The sequence below is a fragment of the Corynebacterium sp. MSK218 genome (genome assembly GCF_030232655.1).
Classification (GTDB): Bacteria; Actinomycetota; Actinomycetes; order Mycobacteriales; family Mycobacteriaceae; genus Corynebacterium.
This window is the reverse complement of sequence record NZ_JASPGN010000005.1, coordinates 43,606-68,796: the sequence shown is the minus strand read 5'-3', so window position 1 is coordinate 68,796 and position 25,191 is coordinate 43,606. Positions and strand designations below refer to the sequence as shown.

Sequence of the window (25,191 nt, the reverse complement as noted above, 5' to 3'; positions counted from 1 at the left end):
TTCAATAAGTATCGATTCACGATAGTACCGAGTACCATGGCCGGCTGCTTAGCCCGGTTGGCCGTTGTGGTCAGCAAGGAGCGCACGGAATCCCGTGGGGTCGGAATCACTGTCGGAAGCTGCGTCGATGCCGGTTTCTGCCGAGGATTTGTCGTCCATTGGACCTGCCAGGCCGGCGACGCGGTCGAGGGGACGGACCATCAAGTCAGCCAACTCGCGCGCGGCGCGCTCGATGCGTTGTTCATTGCGCGCGCCTTCCGTCGTGCCATAGTCTTCCGTGGCATGGAAAACCCCGGTTGGCACCACGGTGGCGTGCAGATAGTTAAGGAGCGGGCGCAGCGCGTAGTCCAACACCAGCGCGTGCCGGCTGGAGCCGCCCGTCGCAGCGATGAGGGTAGGCAGACCGTTGAGAGCATGCGGCTCCAACGTATCGAAGAACATCTTGAACAGGCCTGAATAGCTGCCCTGGAAGACTGGACTCACGGCGATGAGGCCATCTGCCTGCATAACGGCGGATTTCGCCTCCTCAAGGTGTGGGGTGGGCGAGACCCAGTTGGTCATAGCGTCAGCCAGCTCTCCGGCCAGCTCACGCAGCTCCACCACAGTCACATCCACGCCTTCGCCCCGGGCGGTGATCTGGGAGGAGGTGGCGGCGGAGAGGGCGTCGGCAAGCGCACGCGTCGTGGAAGGCGAGGATAGACCTGCCGTGACGACAACCAGTGAACGCAATTATTTCTCCTCTCCAGGGCTAACCAATGCATGCGGGATGTACGAGGCGAGCGTAGCGTGCGTCGGCGGGTCAGAGGGTACGTGATCTGGGCGGCGCTGCTCAAAACGGCGGCGCAGTTCCGGAACCACCTGCGTGCCGAGAATCTCAATCTGCTTGAGCACTACCTCCTGCGGCAGGCCTGCATGATCGATGAGGAAGAGCTGGCGCTGATAATCGCCGACCCAGTCGGCAAACTGGACTGTGCGCTCCACCACCTGTTCCACTGTGCCCACCGTCAGCGGGGTCTGCGCGGTGAACTCCTCCAGCGAGGGGCCGTGGCCATAGACCGGGGCGTTATCGAAGTAAGGGCGGAAACAGTCCTTGGCTTCCTGCTCCGTGGAGCCGATGAAGGCCTGCCCGCCCAAGCCCACGATCGCCTGGTCTGCCCGACCGTGGCCATAGGATTCATAGCGGTTGCGGTACAGGTTCACCATTTTTGCGGTGTGTTCCTTGTTCCAGAAGATGTTGTTATGGAAAAAGCCGTCGCCGTAAAAAGCGGCCTGCTCAGCAATCTGCGGGGAGCGGATGGAGCCGTGCTACCCGAAGGGCGGGATGCCGTCGACAGCTGCAGGCGGGTAGTCTTGGCCGCGATGTAGGCCAAATGCGTCGTGGGCGCGGAGGACACGAAAGGCGGATTGTGGTGCTCGCCCGTGGCGATAACGTCGAGACCTACCTCCTCCGCCTTGAGCGCGATCTCAGTAATGGCGCGGATGCGCTCGGCCTCGGTGGGGGTAGTTCCGGTCGTGGGGTCTTGCGTGACGTCACCCACGGTAAAGATTCCGAATTGCATGCCAAGCTCCTTTCTATGACATGACAACAAGGGTGGGGTGAGGGATTATTCCCACTCGAGGGCGTCGACAAGCACAGCAAGGTCCGCCGGTGTAGCGATGGCCACTGGGCGCTGCGAAGGTTTGCCGTTTTCAGTGAGGAGAACCGCGCTGGGGTGCGTGCCGTCCTTGGCCGGTTCGGTGAGTGCATCGACGACCTCCTGCGCCGTGGCAGCGCGGGGCAGGAACTCGGCGCGGTCCTTGCGCTCCGTCATGGCGAGCACTGTGCTTACCGATGCTGCACCAATCGCCCCATCATCACCTAAATCTGCCGCTACCCACCGCGCGATGGCATTGGTGGTCAGCAGTGCAGTAAACGTACCGGAGTCATAAATGGGGATTTGCGAGTATCCGGTCTTGTTGATGAGGGAGAGGGCGTCGAGGATATCTGCGTCAGGCTCGAGAATCGTCACCTCGTTGTGCGGCAAAAGCGACAGCGCACTGGGCGGGTCTGTGAGCAGGCGTTGAAGGTTCTCCAATTGGTTGACGACTTGTGGGTGCGGGGTAGCAATGGGCTCGTCGTCGTAGTAGCGGCCATGCGCGATGGCGTTGCGCAGGTTGGAAATATCTTTGAGCTGCTCCGCTTGGCGCTTGCTGAGGAGGTGTTTGTCGTGGGCGCGATCGACCATCCACCAGAAGGAATCTGAATTCTTCGCGCCAATGGCCTGGCGCAGGAACTGTTCAATGTCGTTGAAGGCGGCGAAGAAGCGCGCCACGGGGTTCTCGCTCATAGAGACCCAGTGTACGGATAGCGGTGCAGGTGGCATGTCCCGAAAACGGCGACACCGCCGCGAGAACCGGTGCGGATTCGCGGCGGTGTGCAGGAAGGAGCGGTAGCTTAGAAGACTACGCGCAGGATGGAGACGGTCACGGCGGCGATAGCCGCGGCGGCCGGCAGGGTGATGACCCACGCCAGGGCGATGGGCTTCATCAGATTCCAGTTGGCGGCACGGTTGACAATGCCCACGCCCAACACAGCACCAATGAGGATGTGCGTGGAGGAGACCGGCAGACCCAGCAAAGACGCGGCCATGACCACGGCGGCAGCTGCCAGCTCAGCAGCGAAACCGGAGGACGGGTGCATCTTGGTCAGGCCAGAGCCAACGGTCTGGATAACGAAGCGGCCAATGAACCACAAACCGGACACCAAGGCAATGCCCATGGCAATCATGACTGGTAGCGGCACGGACACCTCGTCCGAAATTTGGTTGGTTTGCATCACGTCAAAGACTGCGGCAAATGGGCCAATAGCGTTAGCGATATCGTTCGAACCGTGGGAGAACGCGAAGGCAGACGCAGTAAAGACCTGCATCCAAGAGAAGAGAAGGAAGGTCGAACGAGATAGGGACTTGTTCTTCAGGGAACGAGCGAAAATGAACACGGCCATCCAGACCGCCGCACCGACCATGCCCATGACGAGGAGGTTCTGCAGGGTGGAGAAGTCCACGCCGGTGTGCTTAAGTCCCTTGAACAGCACCATCGCGGAAATGATGATGGCGCCCAGAGCGGCGAGCAGTGGCACCCAGTTTTCCAAGGCCTTGTGCGCGTGAACGTCATCCAAGTCCTTGTTGATTTCGTGCAGGTCGCGGTAGTATTCGGACTCCAGAGCCTCGGGATCGTAATCATCCTCGGACGTCAGTGCTGCGTCACGAGCCATGGCGTTGGTGTAGGAAATCTGCTGCAGCTCGTTCATGCGCTCGAAGCGGGTCTTGTGCTCCTTACGCAGCTCCGCGCGGCGGGTCTTAATCTCACGCAGACGCCCATCAGCAGCCTCGTTGTAGACGAGGATGGAGCTCTTAATCCACTTGAACAGCAGGTAGGCCGCGATGCCGCCGAGAACTGGGGAGAGAACCCACGAGAAGGCAATGGTGCCGATACCGCCCCACTGCACCATGTCCATTCCGCCCTTGCCGGTGATGAAGCCGACGGTCAGTGCAGCGCCGACGATGCCGCCAACGATGGAGTGGGTCGTCGAAACCGGCCAGCCCATGCGGGTAGCGACGAGAAGCCAGATGGCGGCACCGAGGAGCGAGGACATCATGATGTATACGAACTCCATCGGGTCCAAACCGTCGATGGCATCCAGGTCAACGATGCCGGAGCGCACGGTATCCGTCACCTCGCCACCGGCGAGAATGGCGCCGGAGACCTCGAAGACGGCCGCAACAGCAAGGGCCTGTTTCATGGACAACGTGCCGGCACCCACGGAGGTGCCGAAGGAGTTGGCGACGTCATTGCCACCGATGTTGAAGGCCATGAAAAGGGCGAAGATAATGGCAGTGACCAAAAGGATGCGGTTGGCGCCTTCGGCAACCTCGCCGTTGCCCCAAATGATAAAGAAGATGAGAGTTACGGCGGTGAGAACGCCGAAGAACAGGTGCCAAATCCAATCTCTGTTCTTTCCGTTCACGGTCTCGAGGTCCGGCATCGTCGGTGTGGCGGTGCTCAAAACGTCGGTCCTTTCTGAAAAACAGAGCCTAGCGAGGTAATCCGCAGGCTCAATGAAGCATTAAAAGATAGAGCGGTACCCACCACGAACGGGCGGGAACCTGGATAGCGTAAGAAACCCAGGTGGCCGAAAGGTGAACGACTTATGACTGCAGTCCTAAATCTTATAGAGTCAATGACCAAGCCCCTGCGTGCGGCTCAGCGTACGCGTTGGGAAGCCTCTTTTACGCAAAAAATGTGCACAGCCCTGCATTAACAGGGGTGTGCACAGTGTGGGGAGCGGTGGGCATGCGCTGTCGCGCGGCCCCATCAGCGATGCCACATGAGGTGTGGCTCGTTACCTTTTAGGACTTGTATACTCCACGTTCCAACGTGTCGCACTGCTCCATCTTGCCGGACTCGTAGCCTGCCAGGAAGTACTTGGCACGGTCCTCGGAGGAGCCATGCGTCCACGTATCCGGGCGTACCTCGCCGCCGGAACGACGCTGAATGTTGTCATCGCCCACCGCGCGAGCAGTGTTAACAGCATCGGTGACCTGTTGTTCAGTGATGGTTTCCAGGAGGGCATCATCACCCTCGTCGGCGTAGTGTGCCCACAGGCCTGCGTAGCAATCTGCCTGCAGCTCGATCTTGACCGCGTTGGAATCCTCACCGGGGTCGTTGTAGTTCGAGAGGCTGAGCGTTCCCTCTAGCTTCTGAATGTGATGGCCAAATTCGTGGGCGACGATGTACATCTGTGCCAGCGGCGCATTCTCGCCTCCGAAGTTGCGAAGCTGATCAAAGAACGCGGTGTCGAAATAGGCAGACTCATCGGCAGGGCAGTAGAAAGGGCCAGTGGCACCGGAAGCCTGGCCACATCCAGAGACCGTCGTGTTGTTGAAAATGACGCGGCCTGGCTCGGAATATTTCAAGCCAGCCTGTTCCGGAAGCTGCTGTGCCCAGACCTTATCCACGGATTGTGCCGCAAACATGACACGACAATCGTCGTACTTGTTGCCGTCCTCTGCGGTCTGGCAGTGTGCGAAGGCATCCTCGCCGCCTTCTTCGGGGCCCACCTGTGTCTGGTCGGGCTGTGTTTGATCAGTGGTGAGTACTCCCGGGTCGCCGCCAAGCAGGAGGTACAGACCAATAAGGAGGAGGGAGCCGACGCCACCGCCGGTAGCAATCATTCCGCCACGGCCGCCACCGCCTGAGCTGGCTCGCTTGCCGTCGAAACTTGCTCCAGATTTGAAAGTCATGGAACAGATTCTGCCACACCCCGGGCAGCTCGGCTGTGCTTCATGGGGAGCTGCGTCATAACGGAGCCTGTGCCCCCAGCGCTGAGCCCGTCCGCTAGGAGCGGTAGACTTGGGCTGTTCAAATTCTTGTGCTCCTCGGCGCGTGCTGTTTACGCGTGGCGTGGGTGGGCACGAGCGTCAACAATAAGAAGGGATTGAACGAACGTGTTGCGTACACATTTGGCAGGCGAACTGCGCAAGGAGATGGCGGGGGAGACCGTCACACTGACTGGTTGGGTGGCCCGCCGCCGCGACCATGGTGGTGTTATCTTCATCGACCTGCGTGACCGCTCCGGCGTTGCCCAGGTCGTCTTCCGCGAGACCGAGGTGGCGGAACGCGCTCACGACCTGCGCTCTGAGTACTGCGTGAAAGTCACGGGTGTAGTTGAGCCCCGCCCAGAAGGCTCCGCAAACCCGAACCTTGCGTCTGGTGAGATCGAAGTTAACGTCACCGACCTCGAGGTGCTCAACAAGTCTGCAGCGCTTCCGTTCCAAATTGATGATCCGTCTTCCTCCGGCGAGGTCGGCGAGGAAACCCGCCTGAAGTACCGTTACCTGGATTTGCGTCGTGAGCGCCAGGCTAACGCCTTGCGACTGCGTTCTGCCGCCAACCGTGCTGCCCGCCAGGTGCTGGATAGCCACGACTTCACCGAGATTGAAACCCCGACGCTGACCCGCTCCACCCCGGAAGGCGCACGTGACTTCCTGGTTCCGGCGCGTCTCAAGCCGGGCAGCTGGTACGCCCTGCCGCAGTCCCCGCAGCTGTTCAAGCAGCTGCTCATGGTCTCCGGCATGGAGCGCTACTACCAAATCGCTCGCTGCTACCGCGATGAGGACTTCCGTGCTGACCGCCAGCCCGAGTTCACTCAGCTCGATGTGGAGATGTCCTTCGTTGACCAGGACGATGTCATCGCCTTGGCAGAAGAGATTGTTTCCGCTCTGTGGAAGCTCATCGGCTATGAGATCAAGACCCCGATTCCGCGCATGACCTATGCCGATGCCATGAAGTACTACGGCTCTGACAAGCCGGACCTGCGCTTTGACATCAAGATCGTGGAATGCACCGACTTCTTCAAGGACACCACTTTCCGCGTGTTCCAGAACGAGTACGTCGGCGCAGTCGTCATGGAAGGCGGTGCCTCTCAGCCGCGCCGTCAGTTCGATGCTTGGCAAGAATGGGCTAAGCAGCGCGGAGCCAAGGGCCTTGCCTACATCACCATAGCGGAGGATGGCACCTTGGGCGGTCCGGTGGCCAAGAACATCACCGATGCCGAGCGTGAGGGCATCGCAGAGCACGTTGGTGCCAAGCCGGGTGACGCTATATTCTTCGCTGCAGGCGACACCAAGTCTTCCCGCGCCCTGCTCGGCGCAGCCCGTGGTGAGATTGCGAAGAAGCTGGACCTCATCAAGGACGGCGACTGGGCCTTTACTTGGGTTGTTGATGCGCCGCTCTTTGAGCCTTCCGCTGACGCCACCGCGTCCGGCGATGTCGCTCTGGGCCACTCCAAGTGGACCGCTGTTCACCACGCCTTCACCTCCCCGAAGCCGGAGTACCTCGATACCTTCGACAAGGAGCCGGGCGAGGCCCTGGCGTATGCCTACGACATTGTCTGCAACGGCAACGAGATTGGCGGCGGTTCCATCCGTATCCATAACCAGGACGTGCAGAAGCGAGTCTTCGACGTGATGGGTATTGGTGAGGAAGAAGCCCAGGAGAAGTTCGGCTTCCTGCTCGACGCATTCCAGTTCGGTGCACCGCCGCACGGCGGCATTGCCTTCGGCTGGGACCGTATTGTCTCCCTGCTGGGCGGCTTTGACTCTATCCGTGACGTCATTGCCTTCCCGAAGTCCGGCGGTGGCGTTGACCCGCTGACCGACGCCCCCGGTACCATCCCGGCTGCGCAGCGCAAGGAAACCGGTGTCGATTTCAAGCCGGAGAAGGCCGCCAAGGCTGATAAGGCTGCACAGGCTGAGACCAAGGCAGAATAGGCCGCTATCGAGGGAGGGCTGTGAGCGCAGCCCTCCCTGACAATCACGTGGAAGTCCTAAGGCCACGTTCGCAGCGAGGGGTGCATCCTTGCTGATGGTGCTCGCCGTGCCTCGTGGCTGCAAGGCGAGTATCATGGTTGGGCCAATGACGAGTGGAGGCAGACAAGCCAGTGAATGCTGTGGAGCAGGAATCAGTCAAAAGCAGCGTGGTCGAGGAAGCATCGCAGATGCTGTCCCGCCGCTTCGGCGGTGAGCCGGAACTGAGCGATATTGAAACCCTCAGCGGTTCCGGCAACGCCGTCGTGCTGCGCGCACGAACCACGCCGAGTGCCTTCTTCCCTCACCGCTCGGTTGTCATCAAATACAACCCAGTGACCGGCCACTCCATCGACGACGCCGCACTCTTGCGCGAGGTAGTGGCGTATCAGTTCACCACCTCACTGTCGGAGGAGGTGCGCCCGGGGCCGGTGCTGTTGGCACATGACGTCGACAAGCGCATTCTCGTGCTGTCTGATGCTGGCGATGGCGATACTCTTGCCGATACCCTCACGCGAAGTGGTGAGGACGAGCGCCGCGATCTGCTCCGCGGGCTCGGCAGCGCGCTTGGCAAGATGCATGCGGGAACAGCAAGCCGCAAAGAGGATTATGACGCGCTGCTCAATCGTCAACTGCGCAAGCACCCGGAGTATGCAGAACACCAGGCACTGCGTGATGACTCCTTGCAAAGCTCGATTCTCATCGGCGCCGATATCCTCACCGAAGCTGGTCTAGAACTCCCGGAACATGTGCTTGAGTTGGCCCGCACGGCTACCGGGAACCTGAGCTCGGGACGAATCCGTGCCTTTACCCCCTTCGACCTGTCCCCGGACAACATCATTGTCGGGCAAACTCTGACCTTCTTGGATTACGAGTGGGCAGGTTTCCGCAACGTTGGCTTTGACGTGGCTTGCGTGGTGGCGGGCTTCCCGCAGTTCCTTTTCACACGCCCTATTAGCGACGACGAGGCAGAGGTTTTTATCCACGCGTGGCAACGTCGCATCGTCGATGTCTGGCCGCAATTGGCGGATGAGCAAACACTGCATGAGCTGCTTGTTGCCTGCCTAATCGGCTGGGCTTTCTCCAGCGTGACTACGATGTACGCTGGCGGCATTGAAGGGGTGGTGGCGTTGTCGGAAGGCAATGCAGATATCAATCATGACCCGCAGCGCTCACTGCTGCGACCGTCAGATCGCGGCCCCTTCACCGAAGATGAACACCTTATTCGGCGCGACCTGTACGAGACCTTTGAGGCACTGTCACGTTTTGCCGCACTGTGCCCCAATGACGTGTGCGCCGACGTTGCAGAGTTTAGCGGCCGCGTTGCTCAGCGTTTACAGGATTCCTAATGGATCAGGGCTCCCTCTTCGGCGATGATGCCGCTACGCACCGACCCGCCGCTGCTGGCGCGGACATGTTTGCTACGCATTCGGGCTCACCCCTCGCCGCCCGTATGCGACCGCAGAGCCTTGAAGAGGTAGTGGGACAAGAACACCTCCTAGAACCGGGCACACCTTTGCGCCGCCTCGTGGAGGGCTCTGGAGAGGCCTCCGTTATTCTCTATGGGCCTCCTGGCACAGGTAAAACCACCCTGGCGTCCCTCATCGCGTCATCCCTGGGTGATAACTTCATTGGCCTTTCAGCGTTGGATTCTGGTGTCAAGCAGGTCCGTGAGGTTATTACCCATGCTCGGCGTGAGTTAATTGAGGGCCGCCGCACCGTCCTCTTCATCGACGAGGTTCACCGTTTCTCCAAAACTCAGCAGGATGCGCTACTTGCTGCCGTCGAGAACCGCACTGTTCTCCTCGTGGCTGCTACCACGGAGAACCCCTCCTTTTCTGTCGTAGCGCCGTTGCTGTCGCGCTCCTTGCTCTGCCATTTGCAGCCGCTTGATGATGCTGCCCTGCGTACCCTCGCCGAGCGAGCTCTCACCAGCGAGCGCGGATTGGGTGGGCGTATCACTGCAAGTGACGAAGCCTTGGATCAGCTCGTGTTGCTGGCTGGGGGAGACGCGCGCCGCACGTTGACCTACTTAGAAGCCGCGGCGGAGGCTGTACCGGATGGCGGGGAGCTGACAAGTGAGGTTCTCACCGCGAACGTCAATCGCGCAGTCGTGCGCTATGACCGCGATGGCGACCAGCACTATGACGTGGTATCCGCCTTCATCAAGTCCATCCGCGGCTCAGATGTCGATGCAGCTTTGCACTACCTTGCCCGGATGGTGGAGGCAGGCGAAGACCCGCGTTTTATTGCTCGCAGGCTTATCATCCATGCTTCTGAGGACATCGGTATGGCGGACCCCACAGCCCTTCCCACTGCGGTGGCTGCCGCGGAGGCCGCAGCGCTCATCGGCCTGCCAGAGGCCCGCATACCGCTGGCCCAAGCCACCATCCACCTGGCTACCGCGCCAAAGTCTAATTCCGTTGTCAATGCCATCAATGCAGCGCAGGCCGATGTTCAAGCCGGCAAGATTGGTCATGTACCTGCCCATCTGCGCGATGGCCACTACGAAGGGGCTAAGCGCCTAGGCAATGCGGTGGGCTACATTTACCCACACGATGATCCCCGGGGAGTCGTCGCGCAGCAGTACTTGCCGGATGCGCTTGGTGACGCCACGTATTATCACCCCACCGACCACGGCGCGGAAAAGCGCGTGCATGACTATTTGGGAAGATTGCGGGACATCATTCGGGGGCGGCGTCGATAAGCACGCCCCACGACGGGTAAAGTTGAGCGCTGACTAGAAACGACTCAACAGTGAAGGACTTTTGCTCGTGAAGACTCATGAGATCCGGGAACGTTTTACCCAGCACTTCGTCAAGGCCGGCCACGAAGCCGTGCCCAGTGCGTCGCTGATCCTGGATGACCCGAACCTGCTCTTCGTCAACGCCGGCATGGTTCCCTTCAAGCCCTACTTCCTGGGCCAGCAGAACCCGCCTTTTGCCAATGGCACGGCTACCAGCATCCAGAAGTGCGTGCGCACCTTGGACATCGAAGAGGTCGGTATCACCACCCGCCACAACACGTTCTTCCAGATGGCGGGTAACTTCTCCTTTGGGCAGTACTTCAAGGAAGGTGCAATTACCCACGCCTGGACGCTGCTGACAAACTCAGTCGAAGATGGCGGTCTGGGCCTTGACCCGGAGCGTCTGTGGGTCACCGTCTATCTCGACGATGATGAGGCAGCCGATATCTGGCACAACAAGATTGGTGTTCCACGCGAGCGTATTCAACGCCTCGGCATGGAAGATAACTACTGGTCCATGGGTATCCCTGGACCGTGCGGTCCATGTTCGGAGATTTACTATGACCGCGGCCCGGAGTACGGCAAGGACGGCGGCCCTATCGAGGACGATAACCGCTACATGGAGATCTGGAACCTCGTCTTCATGCAGAACGAGCGCGGCGAGGGCATTGGTAAGGGCAACTTTGAAATCGTCGGTGAGCTGCCCAAGAAGAACATCGATACCGGTATGGGAATCGAACGCGTCGCCTGTATCCTCCAGGGCGTGGACAACGTCTACGAGACGGACCTGCTGCGCCCAGTCATCGACGTAGCTGAAGAGCTTACCGGCGCGAAGTACGTTCCGGACGCGCCGAAGGAAGACCTCATCCGCTTCCGCGTGGTGGCTGACCATTCGCGTACCGGCATGATGCTAATCCTCGACGGTGTGACCCCAGGCAATGAAGGCCGCGGCTACATTCTGCGCCGCCTGCTGCGCCGTATTATCCGTTCCGCCAAGTTGCTCGGAGCTCAGGGCGAAACCATGGAGCGCCTGATGAACACCATCATGGACACCATGACTCCGTCCTACCCCGAGATCGCAGACAACCGCGAGCGTATCCTGCGCGTTGCTGTGGCGGAGGAGAAGGCTTTCCTTAAGACCCTGGAGTCCGGAACCAAACTCTTCGACGAAGCCGTGGACGAACTCAAGAACACTTCCCGCGCGGCCACCCCCAAGGTGCTGTCCGGCGAAAAAGCTTTTGAGCTGCACGATACTTATGGCTTCCCTATTGACCTGACCCTGGAGATGGCCCAGGAGGCAGGACTGAGCGTGGACATGGATGGTTTCGATGCCGCCATGGGCGAGCAGCGCCGCCGCGCCAAGGCCGATAGCCAAGCTAAGAAGCACGGTCACGCAGACCTCTCGCTCTACCGCGACTGGGTGGATAACAATCCGACTGTCTTCACCGGCTACGAAACCCTTGAGTCTGATGCCAAGGTCATTGGTCTCGTTCGCGATGGCGAAAAAGTCTCCGAAGTCCAAGCGGGCGACACTATTGAGGTGATTTTGGATCAGTCGCCGCTCTACGCCGAAGCCGGAGGCCAGACCGCTGACCGCGGCCGCATCCTCGCGGGGGAGACCCTGCTTGAGGTCAACGACGTCCAGAAGGTGGGCAAGAAGCTGTGGGTACACAAGGCCACCGTGACGTCCGGTGGGCTCGAATTGGGCAGCGGTGTTACCGCCGAGGTGGATGAGCAATGGCGCCACGGAGCTGTCCAAGCGCACTCCGCAACGCACCTCATCCACGCTGCCCTGCGTCAGGTGCTGGGCCCCACCGCAGTCCAGGCTGGCTCCTTGAACCGGCCGGGTTACCTGCGCTTTGACTTCAACTACACCGAGCAACTCACCGCGGAACAGCTGGAGGAGATTGCCCTGGTGACCAACCAGGCCGTAGACCAGCACTTCCCGGTCCACACCATCGAGACCACCTTGGATAAGGCTAAGGACATGGGCGCGATGGCGCTCTTTGGTGAGAACTATGGCTCCGAGGTCCGCGTTGTGGAGATGGGCGGCCCGTTCTCCATCGAACTCTGTGGTGGTACCCACGTGACCAACACGTCCGAAATCGGCCCAGTCTCCGTATTGGGTGAGTCTTCCGTGGGCTCTGGCGCGCGCCGCATCGAGGCCTACTCTGGCCTGGATGCTTTCCGGTACTACTCCAAAGAAACCGCTTTGGTGGAAGGCGTATCCCGCGAGCTTAAAGTTCAGACGGAGGACCTCCCAGAACGTATTGCGCAGCTCACCGAGAAGCTCAAGGCAGCAGAGAAGCAGATCGCCGACCTACACAAGGCCCAGCTCATGTCTCAGACCGCGGACATGATTGCAGGAGCTACGGACGTTAATGGTTTCTCCGTCATTTCTGTCAAGCTTCCCAATGGCGTTAACGGTGGCGATTTGCGCACCTTGGCATCCGATATCAAGAACCGCCTGGGTGACACTGCCGGCATCGTGGTCCTCGCCTCTGAGAACGAGGGTGGCAAGATGCCGTTCATCGTCGGCGCTACCAAGGCAGCCAATGAGCGCGGTGTCAAGGCTGGGGACCTGGTGAAGACCATCTCTGGCTATGTCGACGGCAAGGGCGGCGGCAAGCCTGACATGGCCCAGGGCTCCGGTGCCGACGCCGCGGGTCTTGACGCGGCCTTCAACGCTGTGCGCGACGAGCTGTCTGCCCTGTAATCGCCGCCCCAGCCCTGAGGAGGAACTGCATGGCCGTTGAGCCGGACAAACCTGGAGTAGAGGACCCAGGCCCAGGCCGCCGACTGGGTCTCGACGTCGGTACTGTGCGTATTGGCGTTGCTGTCTCAGACCGCGAAGCCCGCTTGGCCATGCCAGTGGAAACCGTGCGGCGCGAAACCGGTTTTAAGGACCGTGATCAAGGCGATATTGATCGCCTCCTTCAGCTCATCCGAGAGTACGACGTTGTGGAGGTGGCCGTTGGCTTGCCGCGCGATCTCAAGGGCCATGGCTCTAAAAGTGTGAAACATGCCAAGGAAATCGCGTTTCGTATCCGCCGCCGCTTGGCAAAAGATGACACCATGAAGACACCTCCGCCCGTGCGCATGGTGGATGAGCGCCTCACCACGGTGGTAGCCACTTCTGCGCTTCGGGCCTCTGGTGTATCAGAGAAACGTGGCCGCTCGGTTATTGACCAAGCAGCTGCGGTGGAAATTTTGCAGTCCTGGCTGGATGCGCGCGACGTCGCGTTGAACGGCCACCAGCCTTCACATCTAGGAGACGAAGTACGTGAGCCGTAACCCTTCACGCATCGGACGCTCGATGGAGCCCCACCACGTCAAACGCCGTCAACGCGGTATGGCTGTGCTCATTGCCAGCCTGGTTCTTATTATTGGAGCCCTTGGCTACATCGGATTCCGCCTTTTAGGAGGAGGTAGCAGCTTGGATTATGAAGGCCAAGGCAATGGTGCGGTTCAGCTCGTTGAGGTTCCGGAAGGATCGTCAATGAGTGAGCTTGCCCCAGAACTTGCGGAAAGAAACGTGGTCAAGACCCCGGAAGCCTTCTCGTCGGCTGCCAATAGTAACCCGCGCGCTGGCCAGATCAAGCCAGGTTTTTACCGCCTTCAGGAAGAGATGAGCGCGAAGTCTGCAGTTGAGGCTCTGCTGGATGACGCTAACATGGTCGACCTGCTCGACGTCCAAGGAGGAGCCACGCTTCTCGACGTCAACGTGGTCGGCGGCGATGTCCGCTTTGGTATCTACTCGCTGATTTCCCAAGTTTCCTGCAAGGAGGGCGAATGCGTTTCCGCTGAAGATTTGGAGAAGATCGCCGCAACCGTGGATCCGGCAGAGCTGGGAGCCCCAGAGTGGGCCTTGGACGCTGTTCGTGCCCGTGGGGAGGACCCGAAGCGTCTTGAAGGACTTATCGCACCTGGCCAGTACGTTCTCGATCCGAACATGGATGCCCAGGAGATCCTCACTGACCTCGTTACTCGCTCGACTAAGAAGTACAATGACACCAACATTGTCGAGCGCGCTAAGGCCATCGGTTTGACTCCGTATGAGTTGTTGTCCTCTGCTTCTCTGGTGGAGCGCGAATCCCCGGCAGGGGAATTCGACAAGGTTGCCCGAGTCATCCTCAATCGCCTGGATGAACCTATGCGGCTTGAGATGGACTCCACGGTGAACTACGGCCTTGAGGACGTTGAGCTGGCTACCACCGATGATGATCGCCACCGCGAGACGCCATGGAATACCTACGCTAAGGACGGGCTTCCGGATACTCCGATTGCATCGCCATCCAATGAGGCTATTGAGGCAATGGAAAACCCGGCGGAGGGCAACTGGCTCTTCTTCGTCACTGTTGACAGTGAGGGCACCACGGTATTTACCGATAACTACGATGAGCACCTAGCTAACGTCGATGACGCGGTACGCTCCGGCATCCTCGATAGCCAGCGCCAGGCCGAGGGTGCTGGTGCTGCACCAGACGACGCACCCGCAGAGGAACAGTAAGTCCGATGCCTCGCGCCGCAGTCCTGGGCAGCCCCATTGCCCACTCCCTGTCCCCGGTCCTCCACAATGCGGGCTATGCCGCGTTGCAGCTTGAGGATTGGGAATACACGAAGTTCGACGTCACTGACTTGCCGGCCTTCTTGGAGACGGTGGGGGAGGAATACCGCGGCTTTTCGGTGACGATGCCGCTCAAATTCGATGCCCTGAAGTGTGCGGACATTGTGAGTGAGCGTGCTGAGCTCATTGGCTCAGCCAACACCCTCGTGCGTACTGATGACGGGTGGCGTGCGGACAACACAGATACCGAAGGTGTGCTTGGTGCACTTGCGGAACTGCTCGGAGAATCAGAACCAACGAACGCCCTGCTCATAGGCGCTGGTGGTACCGCTCGTCCAGTCCTGTGGGGGTTGGCCAAGCGCGGCGTCACGGACGTCACGGTGCTCAACCGCTCAGATCGCCTCGCGGAGTTGCGCCCGCTTGCCGACGCCCTCGGGCTCACCCTCCGGGCCGTCACCTTCACCGAGGACCTCGTGGGCGTAGCACGTTCGGTCGATCTCATTGTGTCTACCGTTCCCTCGGCGGCGCTCGACAGCCACCTCACGCAGCTGGCAAAGGCCCCTGTCTTTGACGTCATTTATGATCCCTGGCCCACGCCGCTCACTGTGTATGCGGCAGCCGATGGTTTTGCCACTGTTGGCGGTCACATCATGTTGGCGCATCAGGCCTTCTCGCAGTTCGAGCAGTTTACAGGCCATACTGCTCCCCGCACAGAGATGCTTGCGGCTCTCAACGCCGCGTTGGCCTAGCCTTCTGGCTCTAGCTTTCAAGCACTCGCCTTCTGGCGAGCATACGGAATCCACACCGGGTACGCTCGCTGGCATGGGGGTTCTAATATTCCTGGCGTGGGGGTGCGCCTTAATCATCTATGACATCCGTTTCAAGCGGCTGCCCAACTACCTCACACTTCCTGCAGCGCTGGTATCGCTGTGGTGGTTCAGTCCAGCCGGGTTGATATGGCCCGGGCTCTATATCGTGCTGGCGCTGGCCACACGAGGCGGCAGTATTGGAGGCGGGGATCTCAAGCTGGCGATCCCGCTCGGCATGGCGACAGCTCACGTTGGGGGAGTGATAGGGGTTGTGGGGGCGATGATGGGGGCGTCGATAAGCACGGTGCTGTGGGGCCTTGTGATGCGGGATCGCGCACCTGCACACGGGCCTGGCATGCTCATCGCCGCAGCGCTTGTCATGATTTTTAGCCCCGACACGGTGTGATACGCAGCCCAGTGGCATCAAATACATACCTGGCGTGCGATAATGTTGCGCATGCTTCGTTGGACTACCGCAGGTGAATCCCACGGCCAAGCGCTCATCGCCTTGATGGAGCACATGCCGGCGGGGGTGCCTGTCTCTAAGAATGACATCGCTCTCCAGCTCTCTCGTCGTCGCCTTGGTTATGGTCGTGGCGCCCGTATGAAGTTTGAGGCTGACGATCTCACCCTGCTTAGCGGCATCCGCCACGGACGAACCCTGGGCAGTCCCATCGCCATCATGATTGGTAATACGGAATGGCCGAAGTGGACCACCATCATGTCTCCAGATGCGCTGGATATGGAGGATCCGGAGGTAGTCAAGGCCATGGACTCGGGCCGTGGCGCCCCCTTGACGCGCCCGCGCCCAGGCCACGCTGACTTCGCCGGAATGGTGAAATTCGGGCACGACGAGGCTCGCCCTATCCTGGAGCGTTCCTCTGCCCGTGAGACAGCTGCTCGTGTGGCGGCCGCGACCGTAGCCCGCAATTTTCTGCGCGAGACCCTCGGCGTTGAAGTGCTCTCCCATGTCATTTCCATCGGCGCTTCTGAACCTTACGAGGGGCCGCACCCCAGCTTTGATGCCCTGGAGGATATCGATTCCTCTCCGGTTCGTGCCTTCGATAAGGCCGCCGAGGAGTCCATGATTTCTGAGATCGAAGCTGCTAAGAAGCAGGGCGATACCCTCGGCGGAATCGTGGAGGTCATCGTTGAAGGCCTCCCCATCGGTCTTGGTTCCCACACCTCCGGCGAGGACCGCCTCGATGCGCAGCTTGCGGCTGCTCTTATGGGTATCCAGGCCATCAAAGGTGTCGAGGTAGGTGATGGTTTCGAGGAAGCCCGCCGTCGCGGCAGTGAAGCTCACGACGAAATGGTGCGCGCGGATGGTGGCGTGGAGCGCGAAACCAACCGGGCTGGCGGCCTGGAAGGTGGAATGACCAATGGTCAAACTTTGCGCCTGCGCGCGGCGATGAAGCCGATTTCCACTGTGCCGCGTGCACTCAAAACTGTCGATATGACTACGGGCGACGCCGCGACAGCTATCCACCAACGCTCAGACGTGTGTGCCGTGCCGGCAGCCGGTGTAGTGGCTGAAGCCATGGTGGCGCTCGTACTGGCGCGGGCTGTGCTGGAGAAATTCGGCGGTGACTCCTTGGAAGAGACCAAGCGCAACATCGCTTCATACCAGGAGTATGTAGCCCGCCGCCTAGAGTGGGGTGAAGCATGAGTTCTCCGCACGTTGTCCTCGTTGGCCCACCGGGTTCCGGGAAGTCCACCATTGGCCGCCGCCTTGCCCGGGCGTTGAATTGCGAGCTCGTGGATTCAGATGAGCTCATTGAAGCTCGCTTCGGCAAGCCTTGCGGTGCGGTCTTCTCTGAGCTGGGTGAACCTGCTTTTCGGGAGGAAGAAGCTGAGGTTGTTCGTGAGGCATTGACCACCAAAGGCGTGGTCAGCCTCGGCGGCGGTGCAGTGCTTACTGAGTCCACACGCACGTTGCTGGATAACCTCAACGTGGTTTTCCTCGATGTCACGCCGGAAGAAGGCGTGGCACGCACCTTGGGCGATAGCAACCGCCCAGTTCTCGACTCCGCAGATCCCCTCGCTCATTATGCCCAGCTGCTCGAAACCCGCCGTCCGCTCTATACGGAGGTCGCTGATCTCAAGGTTCGCACCGGCGTGCGCTCCCCGCAGCAGGTGGTGGGCGATATTTTGAGCTTCCTCGAATCGCTGTAATCTTCTCCCCGCGCCCGCACTCACCAAGGAGCGTTCCCATCATGCACACCATCCCGGTCAACGGACCCTCGCCCTACGAGGTCACCATCGGCACGGATTTGAGCCAGAGCATCGTGGAGCGCGCCGCGTCCATTGGTGCGGCTAAGGTAGCTATCATCCATCAGCCGCCACTCGCTGCTGCAGCCGAAGCACTAGCTGCTGCTGCAGCCGGGCGTGGGCTAGCGGCCACTCTGGTGGAGGTACCTGACGCTGAGGCAGCTAAACAACTCGACGTCTTGGCGCGCCTCTGGGATGAGTTGGGTACGGCCGGATTTAGCCGCCGCGATGTCGTCGTCGGTCTTGGCGGTGGAGCCGTGACGGACCTCGCTGGTTTCGCCGCAGCGACATGGATGCGCGGTATCCCCGTCATTCAGGCACCGACGACACTCTTGGCCATGGTGGATGCGGCAGTGGGTGGAAAGACAGGTATTAATACCTCCGCCGGAAAGAACCTCGTAGGTGCCTTCCACGAGCCGGACTCTGTGTTTGTGGATCTGGACCGCCTGCGCACCCTGCCGGAGGATGAAATCGTGGCGGGGTCAGCCGAAATCATCAAGACCGGCTTCATTCACGATCCCTTGATCATTGAGCGATACCTCGATAATCCAGCGTCTTGCCTTGATCCGGACGGTTTCCTGCCAGAGCTGATTGAACGTTCTATCGCTGTGAAGGCGCACGTTGTGGGCCAAGATCTCAAGGAGTCTGGCCTGCGGGAAACCCTCAATTACGGCCATACCTTCGGCCATGCCGTAGAGCGGCGCGAGAAATACATCTGGCGCCACGGACGCGCGGTCGCAGTGGGCATGATGTTCATCGCCCACCTATCGCATGCTCGCGGTCTCATGAGCGCTGAGCTGGTTCAGACTCATCGCGATATCCTCACTTCCGTAGGTCTGCCCACGTCTTATGAGCAAGGACACTTCGAGGAGTTGCTAGACGGGATGCGCCATGACAAGAAGAACCGCGGCGGCCAGATTCGCTTTGTAGCCTTGACTGGTATCGGTGAGACTACCCGCATCGAAGACGCATCCGACGATGAGTTGCGTGCCGCTTACGCTCAACTCAACGTCTAAACCGAGTTAAAGACCTAGCCCACCGCACCTGCAGGAGAATGCCATGACCATCCTCGTTCTCAACGGCCCCAACCTCAACCGCCTAGGAAAGCGCCAGCCGGAAATCTACGGCAGCGAAACCCTCGAGGACATCGAGAAGCGTATGCGCGAGGCAGCAGGGCAGGAGGAGATTATATTCTTCCAGTCCAACCATGAAGGTGAACTCATCGACCACGTGCACGGCGCGGCGGATGAGGGCTGGCCGGTCATTATTAACCCCGGCGGCTTTACCCACACCTCTGTTGCACTGCGCGACGCATTGGCGGAAGTCGCCGACGGCGCAGGTTTCGTTGAGGTGCACCTTTCCAATGTGCATGCACGTGAAGCCTTCCGTCAGCATTCGTACCTCAGCCCCATCGCCCGTGGCGTTATCGCCGGTCTGGGTTCCTATGGTTACATCGCGGCTCTGAGGTACTTCGTGGCGGATTAGCTATCATGGAGTATCGCCTTTAGGAAGATTGGAGTGGTTCTCTCATGGCACTAGCCGATACTCGCTTTAGCAACCGCCGCCGTAAGCTGGCCTCAACGCTGGCTGGTCAGCGCATTGACGGCGTAGTGATTACGCACTTGACGCACGTGCGCTACCTGACGGGCTTCTCCGGCTCCAATGGTGGGCTGCTGCTGCGCAAGGATCTCTCCGCCCTGATGGCTACTGATGGCCGCTACACCACCCAGATTGCTGATGAGGTTCCGGATATCGAGGCAGTGCTGGGCCGCGACGTAGGACCACACCTTCTTAGCCAACTAGACGGTGAGATGCGTGTGGGGTATGAGGCGGATTATGTGAGCGTGGCGCAGCTCAAGCGCATGGAAGAGGCGGCGCCGGAAGGCGTCACATTGGTGCCGGTAAGCGGGGTTATCGAAGATATTCGCCTCATCAAGGACCACGTTGAGCTGCAGAAGCTCGAAGAACTTGCCGCCTTGGCTAACCAGGCTCTTACCGAGCTCATCGAGGCAGGAGAGGTTGCCGCTGGCCGCACTGAGCGCCAGGTTGCCGCGGACTTGGAGTACCGCATGCGCATGCTCGGCTCGGAGCGCGTTAGTTTCGATACCATCGTGGCTTCTGGTGAAAACTCCGCAAAACCCCACCACGGTGCTGATGACCGCGAGCTACGCAATGGCGACCTTGTCACCATAGATTTCGGCGCTCACCTGCGTGGTTTCAATTCAGATTGCACCCGTACCTTCGTTATCGGCGAGGTGTCTGACTTCGCGCAGGAGATCTATGACATCGTCCTGCGCGCCCAGGAGGCGGGCGTCAAGGCGTCGGTACCGGGAGCCGCGCTTGTCGACGTCGACGCGGCATGCCGCGACATCATCACTGAGGCAGGCTATGGCGAGTATTTCGTTCACTCTACTGGCCACGGTATTGGCCTCGATGTACACGAGGGGCCATCGGCCGCGAAAACTGGTAAGGGCGAACTGGCCGAGGGGATGACGCTGACCATCGAGCCGGGCATCTATGTCCCAGGTAAAGGTGGAGTACGCATCGAAGACAGCCTCATCATCACCTCCGGTGCGCCGAAGATTATTACCGCCTACCCGAAGGACCTGCAGGTCCTCTAGTCCCAGCCGCCATGGGGCGGCAGGGACATTCCAGCGGCCCTACCTACAGTGCCCACATGCCGTACGGTATGCTTAGACACTGTTTTCATAGTTTCTACTTCAATGTATTCAGGAGAGTCATTTCATGGCAGATACCACTGACTTCAAGAACGGCCTCGTTCTGAAGATCGACAACAAGCTGCAGCAGATCGTTGAGTTCCAGCACGTAAAGCCGGGCAAGGGCCCTGCCTTCGTGCGCACCAAGCTCAAGGATGTCGTCTCCGGCAAGGTGACGGATAAGACCTTCAACGCTGGTGTCAAGGTGGAAACCGCTAACGTAGACCGCCGCGACATGACCTACCTGTACAACGATGGCCAGAACTACGTCGTCATGGATGACAAGACCTACGAGCAGTTTGAGCTGCCGTTTGACAAGTTCGGTGACGCCGGCAAGTTCCTGTTGGAGAACATGCGCGTACAGGTCTCCTTCCACGACGGCGAAGCTCTCTTCGGCGAGCTGCCGATTTCCGTTGACCTCAAGGTCGAGCACACTGAGCCGGGTCTGCAGGGCGACCGCTCCAACGGCGGCACCAAGCCGGCCACCCTGGAGACCGGTGCTGAGATCCAGGTTCCGTTGTTCATTGAAATCGGCAACATCCTGAAGATCGATACCCGTACTGGCGAGTACCTCTCCCGCGTCAACAACTAAGATGACCCAGCCTGAGCCGAACTATAAGCGCCACACGGCGCGCTACCGTGCGCGCCGCCGTGCCGCCGACATCCTCTTCGAAGCTGAGTCGCGCGACGTTGACCCAGTGGCCATCGTCGATGACCGCGTGGTCCTAGCCCGCGACCCAGAAAACGGTGTTGCTCCCATCGCTGACTACACCCGCGTCATTGTGACGGGTGCTGCTGAGGAGCTCGACGCCATCGACGAGGCCATCGCCCGTTTCCTCTCCGATGAGTGGTCACTGGAGCGTATTCCCGCAGTCGACCGTGCGATTATGCGCGTAGCCGTGTGGGAGATTCTCTTCAACGAGGACGTACCGAACGCTACTGCGCTCGTCGAAGGCGTGGAGCTTGCTTCGGAGTACTCCAACAATCAGGCCGCGCCGTACATTCACGCGGTGTTGGACGATGTTATCCAGGCACAGTCTGCTGATAACCCGATGACATCCCACACTGATCAAGCCGAGGATGAGGACGCCGAAGAACCTGCGGACCCGACAGGGGACCTCGCCGAAGAGTCGTCAGATTCTTCCGATTCTTAAAAGCAAAAGTCCGGCCAGATCATGAGGATCTAGCCGGACTTTAGTCGTTGTATTCCACTTAGAGCAGCGAGGACAGGAAATCCTTAGTGCGCTGGTGTTGCGGGTTGTCCAAGACCTGCTCTGGAGTGCCACACTCGACGACGGTGCCGCCGTCCATGAAGAAGATCTTGTCGGCAACCTCACGTGCGAAGCCCATTTCGTGGGTAACCACGAGCATGGTCATGCCATCGGCAGCAAGCTCCTTCATGACGCGCAGAACCTCGCCCACGAGCTCGGGGTCAAGGGCGGAGGTGGGCTCGTCGAAAAGCATGAGCTTGGGCTCCATGGCCACAGCACGGGCAATGGCGACGCGCTGCTGCTGGCCACCGGACAGCTGTACCGGGTAGGCGTCTGCCTTGTGAGCAAGCCCGACCTTGTCCAGCAGCTCCATGGCGCGGTCTTTGGCCTGCTGGGGATTCTGCTTTTTGACCTGGACGGGCGCTTCAATGATGTTCTCGAGAACTGTGCGGTGACTAAACAGGTTGAACTGCTGGAAGACCATGCCGATGTCTTGACGCTGAGCGGCAGCTTCCTTTTCGGAGATCTCATAAAGCACGCCATCGCGCTCGCGGTAGCCGATAATTTCTCCGTCAATGTAGAGACGTCCAGCCGTCACCTTTTCCAAGTGGTTGCAGCAGCGCAAAAAGGTGGACTTACCCGAACCAGACGGGCCCAGCAGACAGGCAACCTCACCGGGCATGACGGTGATGTCAATTCCTTTGAGCACCTCCAGCTGGCCGAAGGACTTGCATACGTTCTGCGCAGAAATCATGGGAGTCGTCATTACTTCTTAACCTCCGGGATGACGGACACGTTGCGGGGGATGGTACCTTCGGCGTCGGCAAGCGCGGCGAGCTGGCGGCCAGTAAGTTCGCGCGTGGCTCCGCGCTCAAAGCGGCGCTCGAGGAAGTATTGGCCCACCATGAGCAGGGAAGTGATGACGAGGTACCACGTGGCAGCGACCATGAGGAGTGGAATAGGCTCGAAGAGTGCCGCCGAGATATCCGTGGCACGTCCAAAGATCTCTGCCGTGTAGGGAATGGCCACAACCAAAGAAGAGGTCTTGAGCAAGGAGATGAACTCGTTGCCGGTCGGCGGGATGATGATGCGCATGGCCTGCGGCAGAACCGTGCGGCGCATGGTCATCCACCAGCCCATTCCCAGCGCCTTGGATGCCTCCTTCTGGCCCTCCGGAACCGAGGAAATACCGGAGCGCACAATCTCAGCCATGTAGGCAGCCTCATTGAGGCCTAAGCCCAGCACCGCGAGCAGGAAAGCGTTGGTGAGCACGGCGGTAAGAGAAATCTCCGTAAAGCCCAAGTTGATGGATTGGTAAAGGGCAGACAGCAAGCCCCAGAACACCAGCTGGACATAAATGGGAGTGCCACGGAAGAGCCACAGGAAGACCCAGGACACACCCCTGAGCACCGGGTTAGGGGACATGCGCATAACGGCAAGGGCGGCGCCACCCACAACGCCAATGATCATGGCCAAGATAGTAATGGCGATGGTGTGCAGGGCCGCAGTGGCGATGCGGGTATCGAAGAGATATTGCGCATACGTGCCCCATCCAAAGGCCTCATTGCGGGCCGAGGCAATGATGAACCAGACGGCCAAGAGGATAAGAACACCAGCGAAAACCCAGCGCCATGGGTGGCGGAGCGGGCGGGCCTCGATTTTAGGTGGGGGTGTAGGGGATGCCGGAGAGGAAGAGTTAGTCATTGATCGGCCTTTCATTAATCATGGCGTGCTCGACGAGGCCGTCGTCGACGCCCCATTGTTGAAGTATCTCTGCATAAACGCCGGTATCGATGAGGTGCTGGAATGCCGCGGCCACAGCTGGACCTAAGTCGGAGTCTTTAGGCACGGCAAAGCCGTAAGGGGCGGCATCAAACATCTCGCCGACCATCTCCATGCGACCATCCGAGCGGTTCACCGACCACGCAGAAACAGGGGAGTCGGCGGAAAGTGCATCGGCGCGGCCCATAAGCACGGCGAGGGCGGCGTTATCGCTCGTGTCATACGGCAAAATGGTGAGGTCACCGTCGCACGCTTCCTGCTTAGGTCGAAGGTCATCTGTCTCCGACACAGTGGTGCGCTGTACCGCGACCGTGAGGCCGCAGGGGTTGGAGGGGTCGACCTCGCGGGGCCCATCGGTAAGGGCGGCCCACTGAATACCGGCGTAGAGAATATCGACGAAGTCAAAGTTCTCTCGGCGCTCGGCAGTGTCTGTAAAGCCAGAACCGCCGAGGTCAACCTGGCCTGACTGGACAGCCGGGAGAATCATGGAAAAGTCTTGCTCGACCGGCTGAAATTCTAAGCCCAATACCTGAGCGACTGCATGCGCCAGATCCATTTCGAGCCCGATGATGGTGCCATCCGAGTCTTTGAACTCAAAAGGTGCGAAGGGTGGGTTTGTGCCTACGGTGAGGACACCGTCGGCGTCCTCATACATGGCAGCGATTTCAGGTACTTCGTCGACGTTGGGCGCGGTCCACCCCTCCGGAAGTGCGGGTTCCTCATTGGTGACGCAGCCGGAGAGCATGGCTGTCACCGCCAGTCCAGCAGCGCCCACGATGGCTGCGGTCTTCTTCATGGTTTAACTCTCTTGATAAGTTGCGGCCTTGCGCCTATCCACAACGATGAAAATGGACACGATAACAGCGCCGATGACGAGCATGAGCAGAATCATTGGCGTGGATGCGTCTTGCTCAGCACCCCACGGCCACAGTGCGCGCAAGGAGCCAAGCATGAAACCTGCCATGGCTGCGAGGGTGGGATTACGGTGATTATCCAGAAGGTAGTTGAGAACCTTGACAAATGCCGCAAGGCCGCACACCGCACCCAGCGCGAAGACACCGACGGTGACCATGTCACGGTCCGACACTGCGCCGATGACCGGCTCGTAAAGGCCCATGGTTAAAAGGATGAGGGAACCCGACACGCCAGGTAGAACGAGTGCGCAGACAGCGATCATTGCGGCGAAAAAGACCACGATGAGGTTGGGATCCTCCACGGGGGTGGAGGTAAAACCTGTGACAAAAAAGATCGCGACGGTGGCGATGACAAACGCGACGATGGATCCCGGCGAAAAGCGCGACATCATGCTCAGCGGCACGATGATGGATACGGCAACCATGCCGAGAAACAGAGCGTGGGAGAGGGACACTTGGCCCTCTACGAAGTTGTGGAGCAGTGTGGAGAAACCGAAGACAGCGGCGAACATGCCGACGGCGACGGACAGAAGGAATCCCCACTCGACCTTTTTGAAACGGCCGGAAATGAGGTCATTGGCGTTGTGCAGGGCGCGTTCATAAATACCGACGATGAGCGCGACGGTTCCACCGGAGATCCCGGGAACCAGCTCGGCCATGCCAATGAGGGCGCCGCGAATGGCGTTGAGAATAAAGTGCATAAACCGAAATTATCGTTGACCACCCCCGCGGTGGGAATGCCGTGCCGTGGGGAGAGGAGGTGAGCAGATGACGCCCTATTCTTTCACTGAACGCCAGACTTATGCAAATTATTCACTCAAAGGAAGG

General features: G+C 59.7%; 23 protein-coding genes and 1 pseudogene. 15 read left to right on the top strand and 9 right to left on the bottom strand.

Annotation, left to right across the window (positions count from 1 at the left end; genetic code table 11):
- Window positions 1-48: 48 nt before the first annotated feature.
- The 5 genes and pseudogenes from QP922_RS05345 to ypfJ all read right to left on the bottom strand — a co-directional run bounded on the left by QP922_RS05345 (window position 49) and on the right by ypfJ (window position 5,282).
- Window positions 49-729, bottom strand: a complete 681-nt coding sequence (locus QP922_RS05345; protein ID WP_284808221.1) for an FMN reductase — start codon at window positions 727-729, stop codon at window positions 49-51.
- A pseudogene (locus QP922_RS05340) lies at window positions 730-1,559 on the bottom strand (LLM class flavin-dependent oxidoreductase).
- A gap of 45 nt (window positions 1,560-1,604) precedes the next feature.
- Window positions 1,605-2,327 (bottom strand): CBS domain-containing protein, encoded by a 723-nt coding sequence (locus tag QP922_RS05335; RefSeq protein WP_284808220.1) that lies wholly within the window; start codon window positions 2,325-2,327, stop codon window positions 1,605-1,607.
- A 107-nt stretch (window positions 2,328-2,434) separates the two neighbouring features.
- Window positions 2,435-4,024, bottom strand: a complete 1,590-nt coding sequence (locus QP922_RS05330) for an inorganic phosphate transporter (RefSeq protein WP_210388144.1) — start codon at window positions 4,022-4,024, stop codon at window positions 2,435-2,437.
- A gap of 364 nt (window positions 4,025-4,388) precedes the next feature.
- Window positions 4,389-5,282, bottom strand: coding sequence for a KPN_02809 family neutral zinc metallopeptidase (gene ypfJ, locus QP922_RS05325; protein ID WP_284808219.1), 894 nt, complete (start codon window positions 5,280-5,282; stop codon window positions 4,389-4,391).
- Between the two features lie 204 nt (window positions 5,283-5,486).
- On the opposite strand from ypfJ, the gene aspS reads away from it, so the two are divergent.
- The 15 genes from aspS to nusB all read left to right on the top strand — a co-directional run bounded on the left by aspS (window position 5,487) and on the right by nusB (window position 21,610).
- Window positions 5,487-7,310: an aspartate--tRNA ligase gene (aspS, locus tag QP922_RS05320; protein WP_284808218.1), complete on the top strand. Its 1,824-nt coding sequence runs from the start codon at window positions 5,487-5,489 to the stop codon at window positions 7,308-7,310.
- Between the two features lie 227 nt (window positions 7,311-7,537).
- Window positions 7,538-8,695 (top strand): phosphotransferase family protein, encoded by a 1,158-nt coding sequence (locus tag QP922_RS05315; protein WP_284808345.1) that lies wholly within the window; start codon window positions 7,538-7,540, stop codon window positions 8,693-8,695.
- The gene (locus QP922_RS05310; RefSeq protein WP_284808217.1) at window positions 8,695-10,053 is read left to right on the top strand and encodes a replication-associated recombination protein A; all 1,359 of its coding nucleotides are present in this window, start codon (window positions 8,695-8,697) and stop codon (window positions 10,051-10,053) included. The genes QP922_RS05315 and QP922_RS05310 overlap by 1 nt, the downstream gene beginning before the upstream one ends.
- A gap of 67 nt (window positions 10,054-10,120) precedes the next feature.
- A complete protein-coding gene (gene alaS, locus QP922_RS05305) occupies window positions 10,121-12,808 on the top strand; it encodes an alanine--tRNA ligase (protein ID WP_284808216.1) in 2,688 nt (895 codons plus the stop codon).
- A gap of 29 nt (window positions 12,809-12,837) precedes the next feature.
- Complete coding sequence (gene ruvX / locus QP922_RS05300; RefSeq protein ID WP_070670019.1) at window positions 12,838-13,386, top strand: Holliday junction resolvase RuvX; 549 nt, start codon at window positions 12,838-12,840, stop codon at window positions 13,384-13,386.
- A 22-nt stretch (window positions 13,387-13,408) separates the two neighbouring features.
- The gene (gene mltG / locus QP922_RS05295; protein WP_284808344.1) at window positions 13,409-14,602 is read left to right on the top strand and encodes an endolytic transglycosylase MltG; all 1,194 of its coding nucleotides are present in this window, start codon (window positions 13,409-13,411) and stop codon (window positions 14,600-14,602) included.
- A 5-nt stretch (window positions 14,603-14,607) separates the two neighbouring features.
- Window positions 14,608-15,408 (top strand): shikimate dehydrogenase, encoded by an 801-nt coding sequence (locus tag QP922_RS05290; RefSeq protein ID WP_284808215.1) that lies wholly within the window; start codon window positions 14,608-14,610, stop codon window positions 15,406-15,408.
- A gap of 73 nt (window positions 15,409-15,481) precedes the next feature.
- Window positions 15,482-15,874, top strand: coding sequence for an A24 family peptidase (locus QP922_RS05285; RefSeq protein ID WP_284808214.1), 393 nt, complete (start codon window positions 15,482-15,484; stop codon window positions 15,872-15,874).
- Window positions 15,875-15,925: 51 nt separating this feature from the next.
- Window positions 15,926-17,137, top strand: coding sequence for a chorismate synthase (gene aroC / locus QP922_RS05280; protein WP_284808213.1), 1,212 nt, complete (start codon window positions 15,926-15,928; stop codon window positions 17,135-17,137).
- Window positions 17,134-17,643, top strand: a complete 510-nt coding sequence (locus tag QP922_RS05275; protein ID WP_284808212.1) for a shikimate kinase — start codon at window positions 17,134-17,136, stop codon at window positions 17,641-17,643. The genes aroC and QP922_RS05275 overlap by 4 nt, the downstream gene beginning before the upstream one ends.
- 41 nt (window positions 17,644-17,684) lie before the next feature.
- Window positions 17,685-18,755: a 3-dehydroquinate synthase gene (gene aroB, locus QP922_RS05270; protein WP_284808211.1), complete on the top strand. Its 1,071-nt coding sequence runs from the start codon at window positions 17,685-17,687 to the stop codon at window positions 18,753-18,755.
- 43 nt (window positions 18,756-18,798) lie between these two features.
- A complete protein-coding gene (aroQ, locus tag QP922_RS05265) occupies window positions 18,799-19,224 on the top strand; it encodes a type II 3-dehydroquinate dehydratase (RefSeq protein ID WP_284808210.1) in 426 nt (141 codons plus the stop codon).
- Between the two features lie 44 nt (window positions 19,225-19,268).
- Window positions 19,269-20,360 (top strand): M24 family metallopeptidase, encoded by a 1,092-nt coding sequence (locus tag QP922_RS05260; RefSeq protein WP_284808209.1) that lies wholly within the window; start codon window positions 19,269-19,271, stop codon window positions 20,358-20,360.
- A gap of 124 nt (window positions 20,361-20,484) precedes the next feature.
- On the top strand, window positions 20,485-21,048 hold the full coding sequence (gene efp / locus QP922_RS05255; protein WP_039675637.1) for an elongation factor P: 564 nt from the start codon (window positions 20,485-20,487) through the stop codon (window positions 21,046-21,048).
- A gap of 1 nt (window position 21,049) precedes the next feature.
- A complete protein-coding gene (gene nusB, locus QP922_RS05250; RefSeq protein ID WP_284808208.1) occupies window positions 21,050-21,610 on the top strand; it encodes a transcription antitermination factor NusB in 561 nt (186 codons plus the stop codon).
- 58 nt (window positions 21,611-21,668) lie between these two features.
- On the opposite strand, the gene QP922_RS05245 is transcribed toward nusB, so the two are convergent.
- The 4 genes from QP922_RS05245 to QP922_RS05230 are packed head-to-tail and all read right to left on the bottom strand — an operon-like array spanning window position 21,669 to window position 25,064.
- Window positions 21,669-22,433: an amino acid ABC transporter ATP-binding protein gene (locus tag QP922_RS05245; RefSeq protein WP_284808207.1), complete on the bottom strand. Its 765-nt coding sequence runs from the start codon at window positions 22,431-22,433 to the stop codon at window positions 21,669-21,671.
- Window positions 22,433-23,371: an amino acid ABC transporter permease gene (locus QP922_RS05240; RefSeq protein ID WP_284808206.1), complete on the bottom strand. Its 939-nt coding sequence runs from the start codon at window positions 23,369-23,371 to the stop codon at window positions 22,433-22,435. The genes QP922_RS05245 and QP922_RS05240 overlap by 1 nt, the downstream gene beginning before the upstream one ends.
- Window positions 23,364-24,245 carry an ABC transporter substrate-binding protein gene (locus QP922_RS05235; RefSeq protein WP_284808205.1) on the bottom strand — a complete coding sequence of 294 codons (882 nt, stop codon included), beginning with the start codon at window positions 24,243-24,245 and terminating at the stop codon, window positions 23,364-23,366. The genes QP922_RS05240 and QP922_RS05235 overlap by 8 nt, the downstream gene beginning before the upstream one ends.
- Window positions 24,246-24,248: 3 nt before the next feature.
- Window positions 24,249-25,064, bottom strand: coding sequence for a DUF368 domain-containing protein (locus QP922_RS05230; RefSeq protein ID WP_070670044.1), 816 nt, complete (start codon window positions 25,062-25,064; stop codon window positions 24,249-24,251).
- Between the last annotated feature and the right edge of the window lie 127 nt (window positions 25,065-25,191).